The organism is Marinomonas spartinae (assembly GCF_016461715.1).
GTDB classification, from domain to species: Bacteria; Pseudomonadota; Gammaproteobacteria; order Pseudomonadales; family Marinomonadaceae; genus Marinomonas; species Marinomonas spartinae_A.
The window spans coordinates 1-17088 of the sequence record NZ_JAEMUI010000002.1; the positions used below are offsets into that span (position 1 = coordinate 1).

A 17088-nucleotide genomic window follows, 5' to 3' on the forward strand; every position below is an offset into this window, starting at 1 on the left:
ATTTATTAGATATCAACGCGGTGACAGGTGCGGTGACTCTCAAAGCGTCAGCGGACTTCGAAACCAAGTCCAGCTACAGTTTTAATGTGATTGCGACCGATAATGGTGCTGGAAACCTTAACTCTGGTAGTTTAAGTGTGAGTAAGGCGGTTGTCGTCAATGTGAACGATCTGAATGACAACGCCCCAACGGTCAGCGCAAGTACCGCGACAGCAACTCTAGTGGAAGCTGGAGGTATCAGTAACGCGACGCTAGGAACAAGTAAGGCTTCCATTACCTTAACTAAAGCAGATGTTGATACTGTTGGGACAGTCCATTACGATGCTGCTTATCTTCTTAGTAATGGGTGGAGTACCACGAATGGGGGCTTGAGTTACTCAAAAATAGGTACCTATGGTACGGCAACGTTAACACTGGCAACGGACACTGTCAGTTATGAATTGTCTAATAGTAATAGTGACACACAAGCCTTGACTGCCGGGCAGTCAGTGAGTGATAGCTTTACCATTGAAGTGACCGATGGCAATGCGACGCAAACGACCAAGGCTGTATTTAACATTGTTGGTTCGAATGATGCCCCTATTGCTTCTGGTGTGGTTGGCTCTTTAACTGCGATAAGCGGTCAGGCTTTTTCTCCAGTCACCTTGCCCGCCAATTTATTTAGAGATTTGGACAGCGGCGAAACCAGTAAGCTGGTCTGGCGTGTTGAGAATTTGCCGACAGGGATGGTGTTTAACGCAGAAACACATACCATTTCAGGTAACCCTGTAGGTGGTTTTGAGGGCGTAAACACATTACAAATTATTGCAACGGACCCTCATGGCGCTGAAGTAAAAGTTCCCGTTACTCTAACGATTTCCCCTGCGCCAGTCATTGTACCTGTTGTGCCGACAATTATTCCCACGCCGCAAGCTGAACCACAGGATACGACGGTTCAGCTTGATGCACCAACAGCGACTACCACACCGTTACCTACAGGAACGATTGTATCAGAGCAAGGGGTGAGTGGTTTTGCGGGAGCGCCAGACATTCCTAATGCCAATATAAACACGATAGACAATGGTAATATAAATGTGGGTAACAGCGTGCCAAATGCTATTGGTACTGGTCAGCCAGCGGCTGTTATATCGACATCCCGAGTTGCGGTGAATGTGGGGGCGGATGGACAGGTTCAGGTAACACCCGCATCTGGTGTAGCGGCTAATACGACAGGTTTAAGCATTGCCAATTTGTCCACTCAGCCAGACCGAGTATCCATTGCTATAGCGGATTCAGGCTCGGCGAGTAACTACAGTGCCACATTATCAGATGGCTCGACTTTACCAAGTTGGGTACAAGTCGATCCTGTTACGGGGGAAGTCTCTATGACGCCTCCACCCGGGCAAGGAAAGATATCGTTGAAAATTAATGCGGTGGATGCAAATGGTAATACTCGTGTACTTGAAGTGGATCTAGATCTGGATAAATTGCCAACTTCTCCGCAAGGTCAGCAATCGACAGAGCCTGCACCAGCACCAGCCAGTGCAGCAGGTAATGGGGTGACTTTTATGTCATTGGATGAGCAGTTAAATAAAGCGGCTGGTCAACTTGATGATTATGGTCGTGACTTAATGAAATTATTGGTGTCTTAAATAGATTATGTCAGATCACGTTGTAGCGCAGCTGTTGCAAATAGAGCAACAGGTTAGGCGTTGTGAAACATTAACGGAATTGAGTTTTGTGATGGTCAATATGACCAAAACCCTCGTCCCTTATGAACAAGCGGCCTATTTAATAGGCAGCGAGATTGAACGGCTTACCGTCAATGCTTTGAGTGATCTGTCATTGGTGGATCGAACCACACCGTTTTGTGCTTGGCTGGAACAAATTGCTAAGCGGGAGGACGGTCTTGAATCAGCGGCCAATACGCATACGATAGACAGTGCGTCTTGGCCTGCTGAGTTAGTAAATGACCTAGGTGAATTCTCACCTAACTGTATGCTTTGGTTGCCGCTTTTTATCCCCTCTAAACCCAATCAGCGAGTGGGTGTGCTGTGGTTGGCAAAATCTCAACCATGGACGGAGAAAGAAATAGGTTTGCTGCAGCATTTAGCATCAAGTTATGCCCATGCATTGCAATTTTTTGTTTCTCGTACTGGTTGGCGTTATTGGAGGAGACGCTTTTTTTCTAAACGTGTGCAATGGATACTCTTGATGGCACTGGTTGTCTTGAGTTTTGTGCCTGTTCGTTTAACCGTATTAGCACCTGCTGAAATTGCGGCTAAGGATCCTCTTTTAATTACCTCTCCTTTGGCGGGCGCTGTCAGTCAGGTTTTAGTGAAACCAGGGGAGCATGTGACCAAAGGGCAATTAGTCGTAGAGATGGATAAAACGGAATTTAAGGGGCGCTTTGATGTGGCTCAGCGGGAGTTGGAGCGAGCTCAAGCGGAGTTAAGAACCGCTGAGCAAGCGGGTTATGTTGATCGTAAGAAAAAGTCTGAACTGGCGCAATTGGAATCACAAGTTGAATTAAAAACTATTGAGCGTAATTATCTGAAAACGAAACTTACGCAAACGGATATTCTGGCAGATAAAGCAGGGGTGGCGGTGTTAGATGACCCAGATAAGTGGAAAGGTCATCCAGTAGTAGTCGGTGAGCGCATTTTATCCATTGCTGACCCAAATCATGTGCAATTAAATATTATGTTGCCAGTGAAAGATGCCATTTCACTGAGTCATGGTAATAAAGTAACCTTTTATTTGGATACAGACCCACTCAATCCGATCCCATTTAGTGTGGATTATTCGTCTTTTGAGCCAAGTTTAACACCTGATCAAGTGGTGGCGTATCGAATCGTAGCGAATATTGAGGATCATCATCTTCCCCCAAGAATTGGTTTACGGGGCACTGCCAAGTTGTACGGTAAGCAGGTATCGTTGGCTTACTACTTGTTACGCCGTCCCATCACCTTTGTCCGACAACGTTTGGGTTTGTAGATGCTTGCCGACACAGCGCATGGGGTTAGAGAGCTTCCACTGCTACGTCAAAATTTACGCTTAATGACGGCGTCTCCTGATGAAGATGGTGAGCCTCGTTGGCAAATTTTTGACCCTCTTTCTAATAAGTTTTTTTTCTTATCTCGGACTGGTTTTTATTTGTTTCGGGAATGGCGTCACGCAAAGACGGATGAAGAATTATTAGCGTCAGTGGAAGGTCGCGGGCTTGATATTGACCCGCATGAGCTGGACTTTTTTATTCGCTTTTTAGAAATTAACCATCTTATCGAGGCTCATACTAAAAACGATTTAGCACGCCTTCAGCAAGAGGTTGTTAAGCGTCAACAACACGCTTTAATGTGGCTTTTACATAACTATTTGTTTATCAAGATTCCCTTAGTAAGACCGGACTTGATTTTGAGTCGGTGTTTTTCAAAAATAAAATTTCTATTTCGGCTGCGCTTGCATTGGATCGCTTTTCTATTAGGTGTATTGGGTCTCGTGATGGTGTTACGCCAATGGGATACCTATACCCATACTTTGCAAAACTTCTTTGATGTCTCCTCGATCATTTACTATCTAGGAGCCTTGGTCGTGGTCAAAACGGCCCATGAATTAGGTCATGCATTTGTCGCTAAACGCTATGGTTGTCGTGTTAGCTCCATGGGGCTGGCATTTTTGCTGATGACACCGATCTTATATACAGATACGACAGACGCTTGGCGCTTGCGTTCTCGATTTCAGCGCTTAAGCATTGTCACTGCAGGTGTGCGGGTAGAAATCTATATTGCCTGCGTAGCGACCTTTTTATGGGGTATCGTGCCCGACAGTGGTTTTCGAAGTGTGTTGTTTTTTGTGGCGACGACCAGTTGGATTTCATCGTTGCTAATCAATACTAGCCCCTTTATGCGTTTTGATGGTTACTATGCCTTGTCAGATTTTTTGGGCATGGAAAACCTACAGCCTCGCTCTTTTTTGGTGGGTAAATGGTTTTTGAGAGAGCACTTATTTGGTTTTGGTTTTGCCCCACCTGAGCCTTTAAATCGAAAGAAATGTTTGTTAATGGTCTCCTATGCTTGGGCGACTTGGGTGTATCGTTTTTTCCTCTTTATTGGTATTGCCGTTCTCGTTTATTACTTCGCGTTTAAACTGTTGGGGATTGTGCTGTTTTTAGTGGAAATATTATGGTTTTTGGTGCTGCCCATTATCAAAGAAATAGGGGTTTGGTTCAAATTGAGAAAAGACATGACGATAAATAGAACCAGTATAGTGACCTTAGGTTTCGGTATACTTATTGTAGGGGCTTTGTTGATACCTTGGCAGGGTCAGATAAGTGCGCCAGCGGTGGCTACTTTTGAACGCCATCAAACCTTTTACCCCAGTGAGCCTGCGAAAGTAGTGAACTGGCAGATAGCGCCTGATCAAAAAGTGAAGCAAGGGCAATTGCTTATTTTGTTAGAATCTGCCGAAGTTGAGCAAGATATTCATTTAACGCAAGTTAAATTAGATGCTTTGCAAACCCAATGGCAGCGCGCAAGTTCAGGTGCCTCATCCAGTGATGAGCAATTAACCTTACAAACACAACTATCTCGGGAACAATCCCGTCTACAGTCGCTATTAGAGCGCCGAGAACGGTTAGTGATCCAGGCCCCTTTTAATGGTGACATTGGGGAAACCCTATCGCTCAAAAAAGGCGACTATGTTAATGAAAAAATGCCCTTAGCGACCTTGTACGATACACAAAGTGGTATCGTGAAAGCCTATATTGATAGTCGCTCAGTGAGTCGCTTGAAAATAGGCAGTGAGGCGAGTTTTATTGGTAATGATGGCACGCCGTTACCCACTCAATTAGTGGTGGAAAAAGTGCTTCCTACTGCCATTACGCATCTTAATTATCCAGGTCTATCCTCGGTTTACGGTGGTCCTATTGCGGCGCAGAAAATGCAGGACCAAATCATTCCAGATACCTCCATTTATGAAGTTATTTTATCCTTCAAAGGTAAGTCACCCATAACTCGACAACAATATGGTCGAGTGGATTTATCTGTTGAGCCAACCAGTTTCTTAGTGAATGGGTTGCGCTATATTTATGGAATTTTTATAAGAGAGTCAGGTTTTTAGCGGATGGTAAAAAAGATGAGTGACTCCATTCAATGGGATGAAAAACAGGTCGATATCATTGCGAGAGATTTGGCTTATTTACGTTTGCAGGTGGATTTAGAATTAGTACCTCGTTATCCGATGTTCTTAGATAAAGCTTATCCTTTAGGGCGTTGTAAAGAAATCCGTGATGAAGTGTTTGCTCTTTTGCAGGAAGCATTACCGAAGGCGACTGAACCTGGGCTGGTGTTAATGCGCAAGGCGTTAGCAAAAGGCGCAACATTGAAGAAAGTTTGGGGCTCCCTTCGTGATGAATATTTTCAGAATGCGATGGTGTTAGGTGATTGGTATATTGATGTCTCGAACGATACCGTTAATCCGAATAAACCTAGGGTGGAAATCCTTCCATTAGCCCAGTCTCGTTTCTCTAGTATTGCCAGCTTTGAGCAGTTTATTAAGATCGCAGGATCTTATTGGGGGGTTGAGGTCTATCGTAATGATATTTGTCCAGCCTTAGCGCCATTTTTGCCACTGATGTATGTCGATGCAAAGGGGGGCTGCTGGATGGGAGAGGCGAATGATGACATGCTCTCTCTGACAATGGATAGCCAGTTTCTTCTTTCTGAGCGTATTTTGACGGGACTACCTGCCCTGCCAACGGTGTTTAGTAACAAATGGAAAAACAGCTTGGACTCAATAAAAAATAACGCGTTTATCCATGGAGAAGGTCTATCATTGGATTTTTGCCGAGCGTATCGCCAGCAGCAAAGGTATCTTGATATGTCCTTTCGAGATGACGCTGTGATGGCGTATTTGTCTTTGCCTAAGCGTGTTAGTTAGCTCTTTTAGGACTAAGCTCCCCAATAAAACGCATGTGATGGGTTAGCATTCTTGTGATAAGTTGATGTTATAGTGAGGCCAGTGGGAGCGTTGGTAGGAAGACTTATGCATCAAAGTGAAGAAGAGAAAATCGAGCTCGAGCATCAAGCAGCGAAGATTTTCATGCGCTGGTATGAGAAAAATACCGGTAAGCCTATTCGTCATATTTGGCACAATGAACCAATTCGACCAGATGTTTCCTGCATGCTGGAAGGTGAGCGTTTGGATCTTGAAATTGCCCATTTATATGGCTCGGAAGAAGAAGCGATGGCGATTCTTGGACGGGAACTCACTGATAAAACTCGGCAGGCTATCAGAGATCTAGCTCACGATGAGGTCAATTCTCGATTATTAAAAGCATTAAACCGTATATTAGAAAACAAATCCGGTAAGCGTTATGACTCAAAAAGAGTGTGGCTGGTGATTCGTAACGCGCATCCAGCATGGAGTAAAAATGAGATTAAAGCACTTGAGCACCTTATTACGATCCCGGAACCCCATGCGTTTGAGAAAGTTTGGATTGTTGGGGATATGGAAGGCAAAACCGGAATTGTCAGACTATATCCTTAAATCTCTTTGTGAAAAGAAGGCTTTGTTAAGAAAAGACGCTTGGAAAGCAAAGCGTCTTTGCTGTGTTTCAAAATAACTTAGCGGCGCTTTTCAATAAAACGTAAAAAATCCGTTACGTGCCTTTCTAATCGAGAAAGTGTTTTCTCGTCACTTATCACGCCATTGGTAATAACCTTGCTGATAGGCGTAATCATCATCTCATGGGACACGTGAATGTCCGATAAAATCGCATCCATAATTAATTTTACGTGAGCCTGAGCGCGAGCGCCGCCTACAGGGCTATCAGCCTGCGTAATGATGGTGACGGGCTTGTCTTTTAAGCATGAATTAAACGCGGGACGAGAAGCCCAATCCAAGGCATTCTTCAATACTGCAGGAATACTGTGATTATACTCTGGTGTACAAATGACAATACCATCGGCGTGTTCAATGCTGTCCATTAACCCCACGATACTTGCTGGTTTGTTTTTGTTTAGATCTTCATTAAAGAAAGGCAAGGTATCGAGTTTGGGCGTTTCGGTTGTGTGACCAGACAGTAAATTTTCAACAGATTTGAGTATCGCTAGGCTTTTGCTTTGGGAATGAAAACTCCCAGATAGTAATAGTAATTTCATGTTTTTCCTACAAGGTTTTAGCTAAGGAAGGTAATGGTAGTGCCCAAGTATCTTCATACTTGTGTATAACTACCATACCTTGAGGCATGAAGGAAAAGTCATGAGGAAAGGGAAAGAAGTATGGAAATTTTGTCTGCTATTTCTTTTCTCTGTGCTTTTTGAACAAAAATATAGCAATGATTAATGCAAAACAGAAAAATAGAATGGCAAAGGCACCCAATGCCATCACAGCTAAGTTCATAGTGGCTTCCTTAAATGAATTTTTTATTATTCTAGCAGACTTCTCTTCTGTCTTTTAGTGTTCCGCAATTTGCTGACTAAAGGTTTCAACCAATTGCCAATCGGTATAATCAATCACCGATGTTAGATCGGTTGGGCCTTTTGTCATCCACATAATCAGTTGGATCATGATTCGATCAAAAAAAGCGTACTTTTGGTAATCCACCTTCCCGGCAAAAACGCTTAATAAGCTAGGCTTCCAGTCTAATTCTTGCAGTAATTTCTGCAAATAGGGGTTAGTTTCAGGTGTGTTCTTATCGGCTTTGCGGGCCACGAGATTGACGCTAAAAAAACAGCAGGTTTTATCGTCTAAGATGGCTTTGTTCGAACGGATAAATTCAATAAGATTCTTGCGATGTTTGCCATAACGAATACTAGCACCAATGACGATTTTCCCGTATCGGGTGAGCAATTCGGTTGTTGCTTGCTCGATAGCAATCAAGTGTGTGTGATGGCCTTGTTGTTCTAGATTACGAGCAATGGTGTCGCAAATCTTAAGTGTATGACCATCGACACTGGAATAAAGAATAAGAGTATTTTTCATGATGATTGAGACCACAACAATGGCAAAATGTTCCATTCTCTTCATATATAAGTATGAAAAGAATAAAGAAAAACCACTTCAAGAGAGCGGTTTTTCTTTGCTAAACCCCTAGCGCTGGTGGACACATTGCCCTGCGGAATAGGTTGCTTGAATCGCTCTATCATCACCAAGGGTCATAAAGACAAATAAACTTTCTTCAATGGATTGGGCAAGGGCAAGGCGTGATGTTAATAATGGCGTGGCTTTCTTATCCAGAATCACAAAGTCGGCTTCGCTACCAGCAACAAGGTTACCAATTTTATGTTCTAGGCGAAGGGCTTTGGCACCACCAAGAGTCGCAAGATAAAGCGATTTAATGGGGTTGAGGTTTTCATTCTGCAGTTGAACCACCTTATAGGCTTCATTCAGGGTTTGCAGAATGGAGAAGCTGGTTCCTCCCCCTACATCGGTGCCCATGCCCACATTGACCTTATACTCCTCTGCTTTGCTCAATTTGAACAAGCCACTACCAATAAATAGGTTGGAGGTTGGGCAGAAAGCAATTGCCGAGCCAGTCTCGTGTAGGCGATGGTATTCGCTGTCACACAAGTGGATACCATGGGCAAACACAGAGCGCTCGCTTAACAGCTGGTTTTGGTCGTAGACATCTAAGTAGTTTTTGCTGTTTGGGAATAACTCGTGAACCCAAGCACATTCGTCCACGTTTTCAGAGAGGTGAGTGTGCATGTAGACATCATCGTATTCCCCTAGTAATTTACCCGCCAGTTGTAGTTGTTCATCTGAGCTGGTTGGCGCAAAGCGAGGCGTAATTGCGTAGTGTAATCGGCCTTTATTATGCCAAGTGTCTATCAGTTCTTTGCTTTCTTGATAGCTGCTTTCAGGCGAGTCAGTCAGGTAATCTGGTGCATTGCGATCCATCATCACCTTGCCGCAAATCATGCGTAAGTTTTGTTCTTCACAAGCTTCAAAAAAGGCTTCTACAGACACTTTATGCACTGTACCAAAGACTAACGCAGTCGTTGTTCCGTTGCGCAGTAATTCTTTTAGGAAGCGTTCTGCAACGTCACGAGCATGGGTTTTATCTGCAAACTTACCTTCTTCAGGGAAGGTGTAAGTGTTTAGCCAAGTGAGCAATTGCTCGCCATAAGAGCCTATCATATCCGTTTGCGGATAATGAATATGGGTATCGATGAATCCAGGGGTGATCAAACCATCGGGGTGATGTTCAATCAATATATCGTGTGGCAGAGTGGGTAATAGTGTGTCTGCATCACCAACGGCGCGGATGGTATCGCCATCGACTACTAATAAACCGTCGGCAAAGTATTCGTAGGCGTTTTCAATGCCTACTTCTTTTGGATCAGCAATACAGTGTACGATGGCAGCGCGCCATGCTTTTAGTTGGCTCATGGGTTCTCTCTTAGGCGTTTTTCATTTGTTTGCGAATGGCTTCAATGCCCATTAGTACTCTTTCTGGCGTCGCAGGGGCGTCAATATTAGGGTGAAATTGATAGTTGCCAATTGATGCTACGGCATCCTTGATGGCGCACCACGCGGCAATGCCGAGCATAAAGGGTGGCTCGCCCACGGCTTTAGAATGGTACACCGTGTCTTCTGGGTTTTTGTGACTTTCCACCAGAGAGACTCGTAAATCATTTGGCATATCGGCGATGGCGGGGATTTTATAGCTCGCTGGGCCACTTGTCATAAGACGACCTTGCTCATTCCAAACTAACTCTTCACTGGTGAGCCAGCCCATACCTTGAATAAAGCCACCTTCAATCTGACCAATATCAATGGCAGGATTTAATGTGGCACCCACATCGTGAAGAATGTCGGTACGAGTAAAGTGATATTCGCCAGTGAAACTGTCTACTAAGACTTCGCAGCAGGCTAAACCATAAGCAAAGTAGTAGAAGGGGCGACCACGGGCCTTATCCCGGTCATAATAGATCTTCGGTGTTTTGTAATAACCTGTGCTCGATAAGGAAATCTGATTGACGTAAGCCATTTCTATTAAGCTTTCGAACGACAAGTAGGTTTCACGCACTCTGACTTGTCCGTTACGGAACTCGATTTCCTCAGGATGGACTCGGTAGTAACCCGCTAAAAAATCAATCAAGCGTTGCTTAATGGTTAGTGCCGCATTTTGTGCCGCTTTACCGTTTAGATCGGTACCAGACGAGGCGGCTGTAGGTGAGGTGTTAGGAACTTTTTCCGTATTGGTTGCGGTGATTTGGATTTTATCCGTTTCAACTTGAAACACTTCGGCAACGATTTGCTGCACCTTGGTGTTCAAACCTTGGCCCATTTCGGTTCCACCATGGTTTAGATGAATGGTACCGTCCGTATAAATATGGATCAGCGCTCCCGCTTGGTTGAGGAAGGAGTTAGTAAAGGAAATGCCGAATTTCACTGGCGTTAATGCCAAGCCTTTTTTCAAAATAGGGCTGGTTGCATTAAAGGCTTTAATGGCTTCGCGACGTTCGTAGTAATCGCTGCTGGCCAACAGCTCGTCGGTAATTTCCGGCAGAATATTGTGCTCGACGATTTGGTGATAAGGCGTGATGTTTCGGTCTTCTTTACCGTAATAATTTAATCGACGCACATCTAAAGGATCTTTACCTAGCCTGCGGGCAATGGCGTCCATAATGTCTTCCGTTGGTACCATGCCCTGTGGGCCACCAAAACCACGGTAAGCCGTATTGGATGCGGTGTTGGTTTTACAGCGATACCCAGTAATCGTTGCATGCTCAATAAAATAGGCGTTATCCGCGTGGAACATGGCGCGGTCGACAATGGAACCAGATAAGTCGGGGGAATAACCACAGTTCCCTGCAAGGTCCATATCAAGCGCCAAAATACGGCCAGCATCGTCATAACCCACATCGTAGCGCGCATAGAAAGGGTGGCGTTTGCCTGTGATGGTCATATCTTCCATACGTGGCAGGCGCATTTTGGTTGGGCGTCCAGTGAGATGAGCCACCAAGGCACACAAACAAGCAATCGGCGCGGCTTGGGTCTCTTTGCCGCCAAACCCGCCGCCCATACGGCGCATGTCCACCAGCACCTTATTCATGGATATGCCCAATACGCTCGCCACCAGTTTTTGCACTTCGGTTGGGTTTTGTGTGCTGGAATACACAATCATGCCACCGTCTTCAGTTGGCATAACGGACGCCACTTGAGTTTCTAAATAAAAGTGCTCCTGGCCGCCGATGTGCAGTTCGCCTTGAAAGCGATACTTGGCTTTTTCTAGGGCACTAACACTATCACCTCGTTTAAGCTGATGGCTTTCTTGGACAAAGTGCTCTTTTTCCAGCGCCTCTTTCACATCCAAAATGGGGGTTAGAGGCTCATAATCAATCTTAATGGTTTTCGCGGCTTTTAGAGCGGCTTCGTGGCTGGTCGCGGCAACGGCGACAATGGGCTGACCGTAGTATTCCACAAGTTCCTCTACCAGCAGAGGGTCGCCTTTTAATATCGGACCAACGTCCAATTCACCAGGAACATCTTTTGCGCTGACGACTTGCACCACGCCTGGCATGGTAAGGCATTCTGAGATGTCGATATTGGTCACTTTGGCGTGGGCGTAATCGCTGGTGCGAACATACACATGAAGTTGATTGGGAAACTCTAATTTGTCGTCTATGTATTGGGCTTCGCCACTAACGTGTTTGTCGCCACTTTCGTGTTTAATGCCTTTACCAACACCCGTTTTAAGATTGGCCTTAAACAAGGCTTCCAATTCGGCTTGGCTAAGTTGAGGGGCTGAATGATTAGACATGGGCCGTTACTCGCGTTGTCAGGTAATCTTGGGACGCCGTGGTGGTTTCAACAAAGTATTTGCGCAGCAGGTTTTGTGCGACCAGCTGGCGATATGCTTTGCTGGCACGAAAATCCGTCAGTGGGGTGAAATCTTTTGCGAGGGCGCTGCAAGCTTGCTCAATCGTCTCTTGTGTCCATGTTTGACCAACTAGGGCTTGTTCGCAATGGGAGGCGCGCTTTGGCGTCGGTGCCATGCCACCGAAGGCTAAACGAGCATCCACCACTTTTCCGTCTGCCACCTGAATATTGATAGCCGCGCAAACGGCGGAAATATCATCATCAATGCGTTTAGAGACCTTATAGGCTTTAAATACCACAGCGTTTGGTTTAGGAATGATGATTTTCTCGATAAATTCACTCGATTGGCGAACCGTCTTTTTGTAATCCAAAAAGTAACTTTCCAGAGGAATCCGGCGAGTTTTATTCCCTTGCCTTAGCTGGATGTGCGCATCCAAGGCAATTAATAATGGCGGCGAATCACCAATGGGTGAGGCATTGGCGATATTGCCGCCAAGGGTGCCTTGATTACGAATTTGTAATGAGGCAAAGCGATGTAGCAGTTCGCCAAAATCTGGATAATGTTTTGCTAAGACTTGGTAGCAGTCAGTTAATGGGGCCGCTGAGCCAATTTCAATATGGCTGTCTGTTTCGACAATTTGCTGCATGTCAGACACATTGCCTAGATAGATAAGAGTGCCGAGTTCACGGTGAAACTGAGTGACTTCAAGGGCAAGGTCGGTACCGCCAGCCAGAAGGTGTGCATCAGGATGGTTGAGATAAAGATCGGCAAGTTCGGCGGTGCTCGTTGGTAAATAGGCTTGATGTCCTTTGCCTGCGAATTGATCGCCACTTTGGGGGGCAATGGCTTGCAGTCTTGCAATGGTTTGCGCTTCAACGGCATCAAAGTGGTCTGACGGCTTGTTTGAGCAGCTTTGCTGGGCGGCGTCATAAATAGGGCGGTAGCCCGTGCAACGGCATAAATTACCCGCTAAGGCTTCACTGGTTTGGGCTACATCGTAACTGTCGGCGTTTTTCTGCAGGGCAAACAGAGACATGACAAAGCCGGGGGTACAAAAACCACACTGAGAGCCATGACAGTCCGCCATGGCTTGTTGTGTGCTGTGAAGTGTCTGCTGATGCTTTAAGTCTTCAACGGTGATGAGCTGTTTACCATGTAGAGCAGAGACAAAGGTTAGGCAGGAATTCACACTTCGATAGCGTAGTTTGCCATTAATAACCTCGGCTAAGACAACACTGCATGCGCCGCAGTCGCCAGAGGCACAGCCTTCTTTGGTGCCTGTTTTTCCTAGTGTGTTACGTAGATAATTCAACACCGTGGTGTTTGGATCCAGATTGTCTTCTTGGCGAAGCTCTTGATTTAATAAAAATTGGATCACGGCGTTTCTCCTGAAAATGGTGGCCATATCGGGTAAACTTTGACCGATAGGTTAATGTTTGTCAAACCTTTGTTGCTCATCATGTTTTTGCCCCAAAATGAAAAGGTTTGACACTATTTTGGGGCAGGTTTTTGGGACAGAGAGTAGGGCACTCACTAATCGTGTTTCAGCGAATAAAAATAGCGCGAAAATCATTCACATTGGTCAGTGTCGGGCCTGTTATTAATGAATCATTAAGGGCTTGAAAAAAACTATGAGCATCATTGTTTTTTAAGTAAGCGACGGGATCGAGTTGCGCCTGAAAGGCTCGTTCTAGTGTGGTGTCATCGATGATGGCGCCCGCGATGTCGGCAGCACCATCCACACCGTCTGTGTCGGCAGCAAGTGCGGCAATCCCCGATCGGCTTTGCAAGCTAATGGCGAGTGATAAAAGGTATTCCACATTGCGCCCACCAATACCATTGCCTTTCATTGTCACCGTCGTTTCACCACCAGAGAGTAGCACGCACGGTGGCTTAATAGGCTGGTCAAAGGTGGCGACTTGTCGTGCAATGCCTGCCATCACCAGACCCACTTCGCGAGACTCTCCTTCAATGCTGTCTCCTAAAATAAGACTTGGAATGCCCCATTCTTGTGCGTGGTGGGCGGCGGCTTCTAAGGCCATTTGAGGCGTGGCAATCATGGTTGTCGTGCAGCTCGTGAGGCGTTTATCGTCTGGTTTTATGCTTTCGTAAGCGCCATTCGATAGGTTATCTAGAATGGTTTGAGAAACAGGAATTTGATATTTCTCGATAATATTCAGGGCATCATGGCAGGTAGTCACATCGCCTACTGTCGGGCCGGATGCAATGGACGGTAGGTCGTCTCCTGGCACATCAGAGATTAATAAGGTGGTGACTTTAGCTGGGTAACAGGCAGCGGCTAGCCGTCCACCTTTTAAAGCCGAAAGGTGGCGGCGAACCGTGTTCATTTCGATAATATTAGCACCGCTTTTTAGCAGGGCTTGATTGATGGCTTGTTTTTCTTCAAGACTAATGCCTTCGGCCGGGAGGGGCATCAACGCAGAGCCACCACCAGAGATCAAGACAATGACCTGATCTTCAGCAGTTAAATCCGAAACCGTTTCTAGAATACGCTTCGATGCAGCCAACCCCGCGACATCGGGAACAGGGTGTGCAGCCTCTAAAATGTCAATTTGCTGGCAAGGAACGGCATAACCATAACGCGTGACAACAACGCCCGATAATGCATCCCCTGGATATTTGTCTAGCCATGTGTCCTCTAAGGCTTGTGCCATCGCAGCAGATGCTTTGCCAGCGCCAATAACGATGGTTCGACCTGCGGTTCTTTCTGGGAGATAACGAGGAATGCATTTATTGGGCTGGGCAACGTCTAGGGCCGCTTGGAAAAGCGAGGTTAAGAATTCTTTCGATGAGAAGGTGTCCGATAGCGTCATAGTGTAATCCCTTCTTGCAATAAAATTGATCTATCTGATGTGTTGTACATAGGCAATTGCAAAAGCCTAGCAATAAAAAGCCACCATCAGAAGGTTGTTTTTTTGTATGCAGGTTCTATACCAATGGTTTTGATAGGGTGTCGCCAAACTACTGAGCTTGATCTTTCTGTGTTAAAAACGCCTAAAAATGCTCATTTATAGGCATAAACTCCGCTTTTTCGGTGATTTTTGCCTTGTCTTATCTTTGCTCACTACCTTTTGTGAATCCACTTTAAGGGGTTAAGAGCGTTGTCGAGTAATTAGAATAGCAGGGAGTAAAACGCATAGAACGCCAACACCATCGGCAACAAAGTCGGCAAATTCACGATGGCGGTTAACATAGGGCTGAATCATCTCAATGGCACCGCCCCAGAAGAAGATAAACAAAGCCATCCAGAAAAAGCGTTTTCGAGAGCCAAACACGCAGAGAAATGACCATCCCGCAAACCCCAGAATATGATGAAGTTTATCCGTACCGGGCACTGGCGGGAGTTCATCCATGGGCGTGAGTGTGGCAATGCTAATCATTACCCAGCCTAGAAGAAAGCCTATCCATTGTACTTTAGTTGATTGCCAAATAGGCTGGTTGCGAGTTTCCACGATGCCTTTCCTAAGAGAGGGTTCTTGCCACGTTAATCAGTAAAATTAGCGAAGAATGCGCGCACGAATATTACGACCTTTGATTTTCTTATTTGCCAATTCTTTCACAACACGTTTGGCTTCACGACCATCCACAGAAACATAGGCGTGAAAATCAAAAATATCGATCTTGCCTACCTGGGATTTATCTAAACCAAGACCCGCCGTTAATGCGCCAAGAATGTCACCAGGGCGAAGTTTATTCTTACGACCAGCATCAAAAGCAATGGTGGCTTTTTCAGGAACAAGACGATAACTCGGATCCGCTGCGTCTAGGTTTAAGAAATTTGCCGTGATCCCAAAACGCTCCTCGATATCTTTCACTTTGTAATCTTCTTTATTGGTCACAAGGTTAACGGCTATACCGGATGCCCCAGCACGACCCGTACGGCCAATACGGTGGGTGTGCACATCAATGTCACGAGTGGTGTCGTAGTTCACTATAAGGTCGATTTCTTTCACATCAATACCGCGCGCGGCCACATCGGTTGCGACTAATACACAGCTGCTTTGGTTACTGAATTTGACGAGAACCTGGTCACGTTGCTTTTGTTCCAGGTCTCCATGAATGGCCTGTGATGCGACTTTATGGTCATCCAACCAATCTGCGACCGCTTGAGATTCCGCCTTGGTATTACAAAAGACAATTACTTGGCGCGGGGCAAAATGTTGTAGTGTCGCTAGTAGGGTCTCGCATTTATCCGCATTTTCACTGCGCACGAAGAACTGCTCGATATTTGGCTTTAGATTTTCTTGCTCTTCAATTTTGATGGAGACCGGGTTCTTCTGAAATTCATGACTTAATTCCGTAATGGTGTCACCGTAAGTGGCGGAGAAGAGAAGCGTTTGGCGATTAGTTGGTGTCAGTTCGACCACTTCACGGATGCTGTCGACAAAGCCCATATCCAACATGCGATCAGCTTCATCTAACACTAAAGTGTTGAGCGCATTGAGCTTTAGGGTGCCTTTTCGAAGGTGTTCTAGTAAGCGTCCGGGCGTACCGACAACAATGTGTGCGCCATGCTCTAATGAACCAATTTGTGGTCCAAATGGCATGCCGCCACAAAGGCTCAATACTTTGATGTTGTCTAAATAACGTGCGACTTTGCGAATTTCTTTGGAAACCTGATCAGCCAGCTCACGTGTTGGGCACATAACTAGGGCTTGAACGCCAAAGAAGCGAGGATTGATTTTCAATAACAGGCCAATCGCGAAAGCTAATGTTTTACCACTACCTGTTTGAGCTTGCGCTAGAATGTCTTTGCCATCAATCATAGGAGGCAAACTTTGTTCTTGAATCGGCGTGAACGCGGTAAACCCCATGTCAGAAAGCAGGGCGGTTAATGGACTAGGAAGGGATAGGTTGGAAGAATGAGAAAATTGGGTCACAAAAGGCCTGTCTACATCAGAATAATGAATCTGCGAACAATAGCAGAAATTGTTTTAAATTGCTGGCTTTTGCAAATAATTACGTGTCTCAATATGCTCTTTTATGTAAAGTACTAAGGAATTGTGTCTATAAGTTTTTAAATTGCAGCCTATTAATATGAAACGTCATGTGTGTTGGGAACGGTGGGGAATGTACTGTTTGGGCATGTAGATAAAAGCTTGCTATTCAGATCTTGCCGAGTCTGTTTATTCCAATGACTTAGTTGTATAGGAGGAGGTTATTTGAACTTAATATTAGCTTGCGATGCTCAAAACGGTGAAGAATGTTCGATTCAAAACGTCATTTAAAGAGTTCATATTGGGTAATATCCTGCTTAA

At 45.4% G+C, this 17088-nt stretch carries 13 protein-coding genes; 5 read left to right on the forward strand and 8 right to left on the reverse strand.

Translation table 11 applies throughout. The annotated features are described in order from the left end of the window. From JHD45_RS01865 to JHD45_RS01885, 5 genes are all read left to right on the forward strand, one after another. On the forward strand, positions 1 to 1631 hold a 1631-nt coding region (locus JHD45_RS01865), incomplete at its 5' end, for a putative Ig domain-containing protein (protein ID WP_199474509.1). Between the two features lie 7 nt (positions 1632 to 1638). Next, positions 1639 to 2976, forward strand: a complete 1338-nt coding sequence (locus JHD45_RS01870) for an efflux RND transporter periplasmic adaptor subunit (RefSeq protein WP_199474510.1) — start codon at positions 1639 to 1641, stop codon at positions 2974 to 2976. Further along, entirely contained in the window at positions 2977 to 5097 is a 2121-nt protein-coding gene (locus JHD45_RS01875) for an HlyD family efflux transporter periplasmic adaptor subunit (protein ID WP_199474511.1), read from the forward strand. Positions 5098 to 5112: 15 nt separating this feature from the next. Beyond that, a complete protein-coding gene (locus JHD45_RS01880; protein ID WP_233407519.1) occupies positions 5113 to 5916 on the forward strand; it encodes a hypothetical protein in 804 nt (267 codons plus the stop codon). A 105-nt stretch (positions 5917 to 6021) separates the two neighbouring features. Next, a complete protein-coding gene (locus JHD45_RS01885) occupies positions 6022 to 6525 on the forward strand; it encodes a hypothetical protein (RefSeq protein ID WP_199474513.1) in 504 nt (167 codons plus the stop codon). A 77-nt stretch (positions 6526 to 6602) separates the two neighbouring features. Here the strand turns inward: JHD45_RS01885 and JHD45_RS01890 are convergent, their stop codons facing one another. From JHD45_RS01890 to dbpA, 8 genes are all read right to left on the reverse strand, one after another. Further along, entirely contained in the window at positions 6603 to 7139 is a 537-nt protein-coding gene (locus JHD45_RS01890) for an NADPH-dependent FMN reductase (RefSeq protein ID WP_199474514.1), read from the reverse strand. A 295-nt stretch (positions 7140 to 7434) separates the two neighbouring features. Next, positions 7435 to 7962 carry a menaquinone-dependent protoporphyrinogen IX dehydrogenase gene (hemG, locus tag JHD45_RS01895; RefSeq protein ID WP_199474515.1) on the reverse strand — a complete coding sequence of 176 codons (528 nt, stop codon included), beginning with the start codon at positions 7960 to 7962 and terminating at the stop codon, positions 7435 to 7437. Positions 7963 to 8070: 108 nt separating this feature from the next. Beyond that, positions 8071 to 9372, reverse strand: coding sequence for a guanine deaminase (guaD, locus tag JHD45_RS01900; RefSeq protein WP_199474516.1), 1302 nt, complete (start codon positions 9370 to 9372; stop codon positions 8071 to 8073). Positions 9373 to 9382: 10 nt separating this feature from the next. Next, positions 9383 to 11749 carry a xanthine dehydrogenase molybdopterin binding subunit gene (xdhB, locus tag JHD45_RS01905; RefSeq protein WP_199474517.1) on the reverse strand — a complete coding sequence of 789 codons (2367 nt, stop codon included), beginning with the start codon at positions 11747 to 11749 and terminating at the stop codon, positions 9383 to 9385. Further along, the gene (gene xdhA / locus JHD45_RS01910; RefSeq protein ID WP_199474518.1) at positions 11742 to 13187 is read right to left on the reverse strand and encodes a xanthine dehydrogenase small subunit; all 1446 of its coding nucleotides are present in this window, start codon (positions 13185 to 13187) and stop codon (positions 11742 to 11744) included. Before xdhA ends, xdhB begins: the two co-directional genes overlap by 8 nt. A 166-nt stretch (positions 13188 to 13353) precedes the next feature. Further along, positions 13354 to 14643, reverse strand: a complete 1290-nt coding sequence (locus tag JHD45_RS01915) for a glycerate kinase type-2 family protein (protein ID WP_199474519.1) — start codon at positions 14641 to 14643, stop codon at positions 13354 to 13356. 279 nt (positions 14644 to 14922) lie between these two features. Next, the gene (locus tag JHD45_RS01920; protein WP_199474520.1) at positions 14923 to 15282 is read right to left on the reverse strand and encodes a hypothetical protein; all 360 of its coding nucleotides are present in this window, start codon (positions 15280 to 15282) and stop codon (positions 14923 to 14925) included. A gap of 45 nt (positions 15283 to 15327) precedes the next feature. Further along, positions 15328 to 16710 (reverse strand): ATP-dependent RNA helicase DbpA, encoded by a 1383-nt coding sequence (dbpA, locus tag JHD45_RS01925; protein WP_199474521.1) that lies wholly within the window; start codon positions 16708 to 16710, stop codon positions 15328 to 15330. Positions 16711 to 17088 lie beyond the last annotated feature (378 nt).

Excerpts from the sequence above, each read along its gene's own strand:
- hemG (WP_199474515.1), bottom strand. The coding sequence starts at position 7,962 with ATGAAAAATACTCTTATTCTTTATTCCAGTGTCGATGGTCATACACTT.
- JHD45_RS01885 (WP_199474513.1), top strand. The coding sequence starts at position 6,022 with ATGCATCAAAGTGAAGAAGAGAAAATCGAGCTCGAGCATCAAGCAGCG.
- JHD45_RS01875 (WP_199474511.1), top strand. The coding sequence starts at position 2,977 with ATGCTTGCCGACACAGCGCATGGGGTTAGAGAGCTTCCACTGCTACGT.
- xdhB (WP_199474517.1), bottom strand. The coding sequence starts at position 11,749 with ATGTCTAATCATTCAGCCCCTCAACTTAGCCAAGCCGAATTGGAAGCC.
- JHD45_RS01880 (WP_233407519.1), top strand. The coding sequence starts at position 5,113 with ATGAGTGACTCCATTCAATGGGATGAAAAACAGGTCGATATCATTGCG.
- JHD45_RS01870 (WP_199474510.1), top strand. The coding sequence starts at position 1,639 with ATGTCAGATCACGTTGTAGCGCAGCTGTTGCAAATAGAGCAACAGGTT.
- JHD45_RS01915 (WP_199474519.1), bottom strand. The coding sequence starts at position 14,643 with ATGACGCTATCGGACACCTTCTCATCGAAAGAATTCTTAACCTCGCTT.
- JHD45_RS01890 (WP_199474514.1), bottom strand. The coding sequence starts at position 7,139 with ATGAAATTACTATTACTATCTGGGAGTTTTCATTCCCAAAGCAAAAGC.
- guaD (WP_199474516.1), bottom strand. The coding sequence starts at position 9,372 with ATGAGCCAACTAAAAGCATGGCGCGCTGCCATCGTACACTGTATTGCT.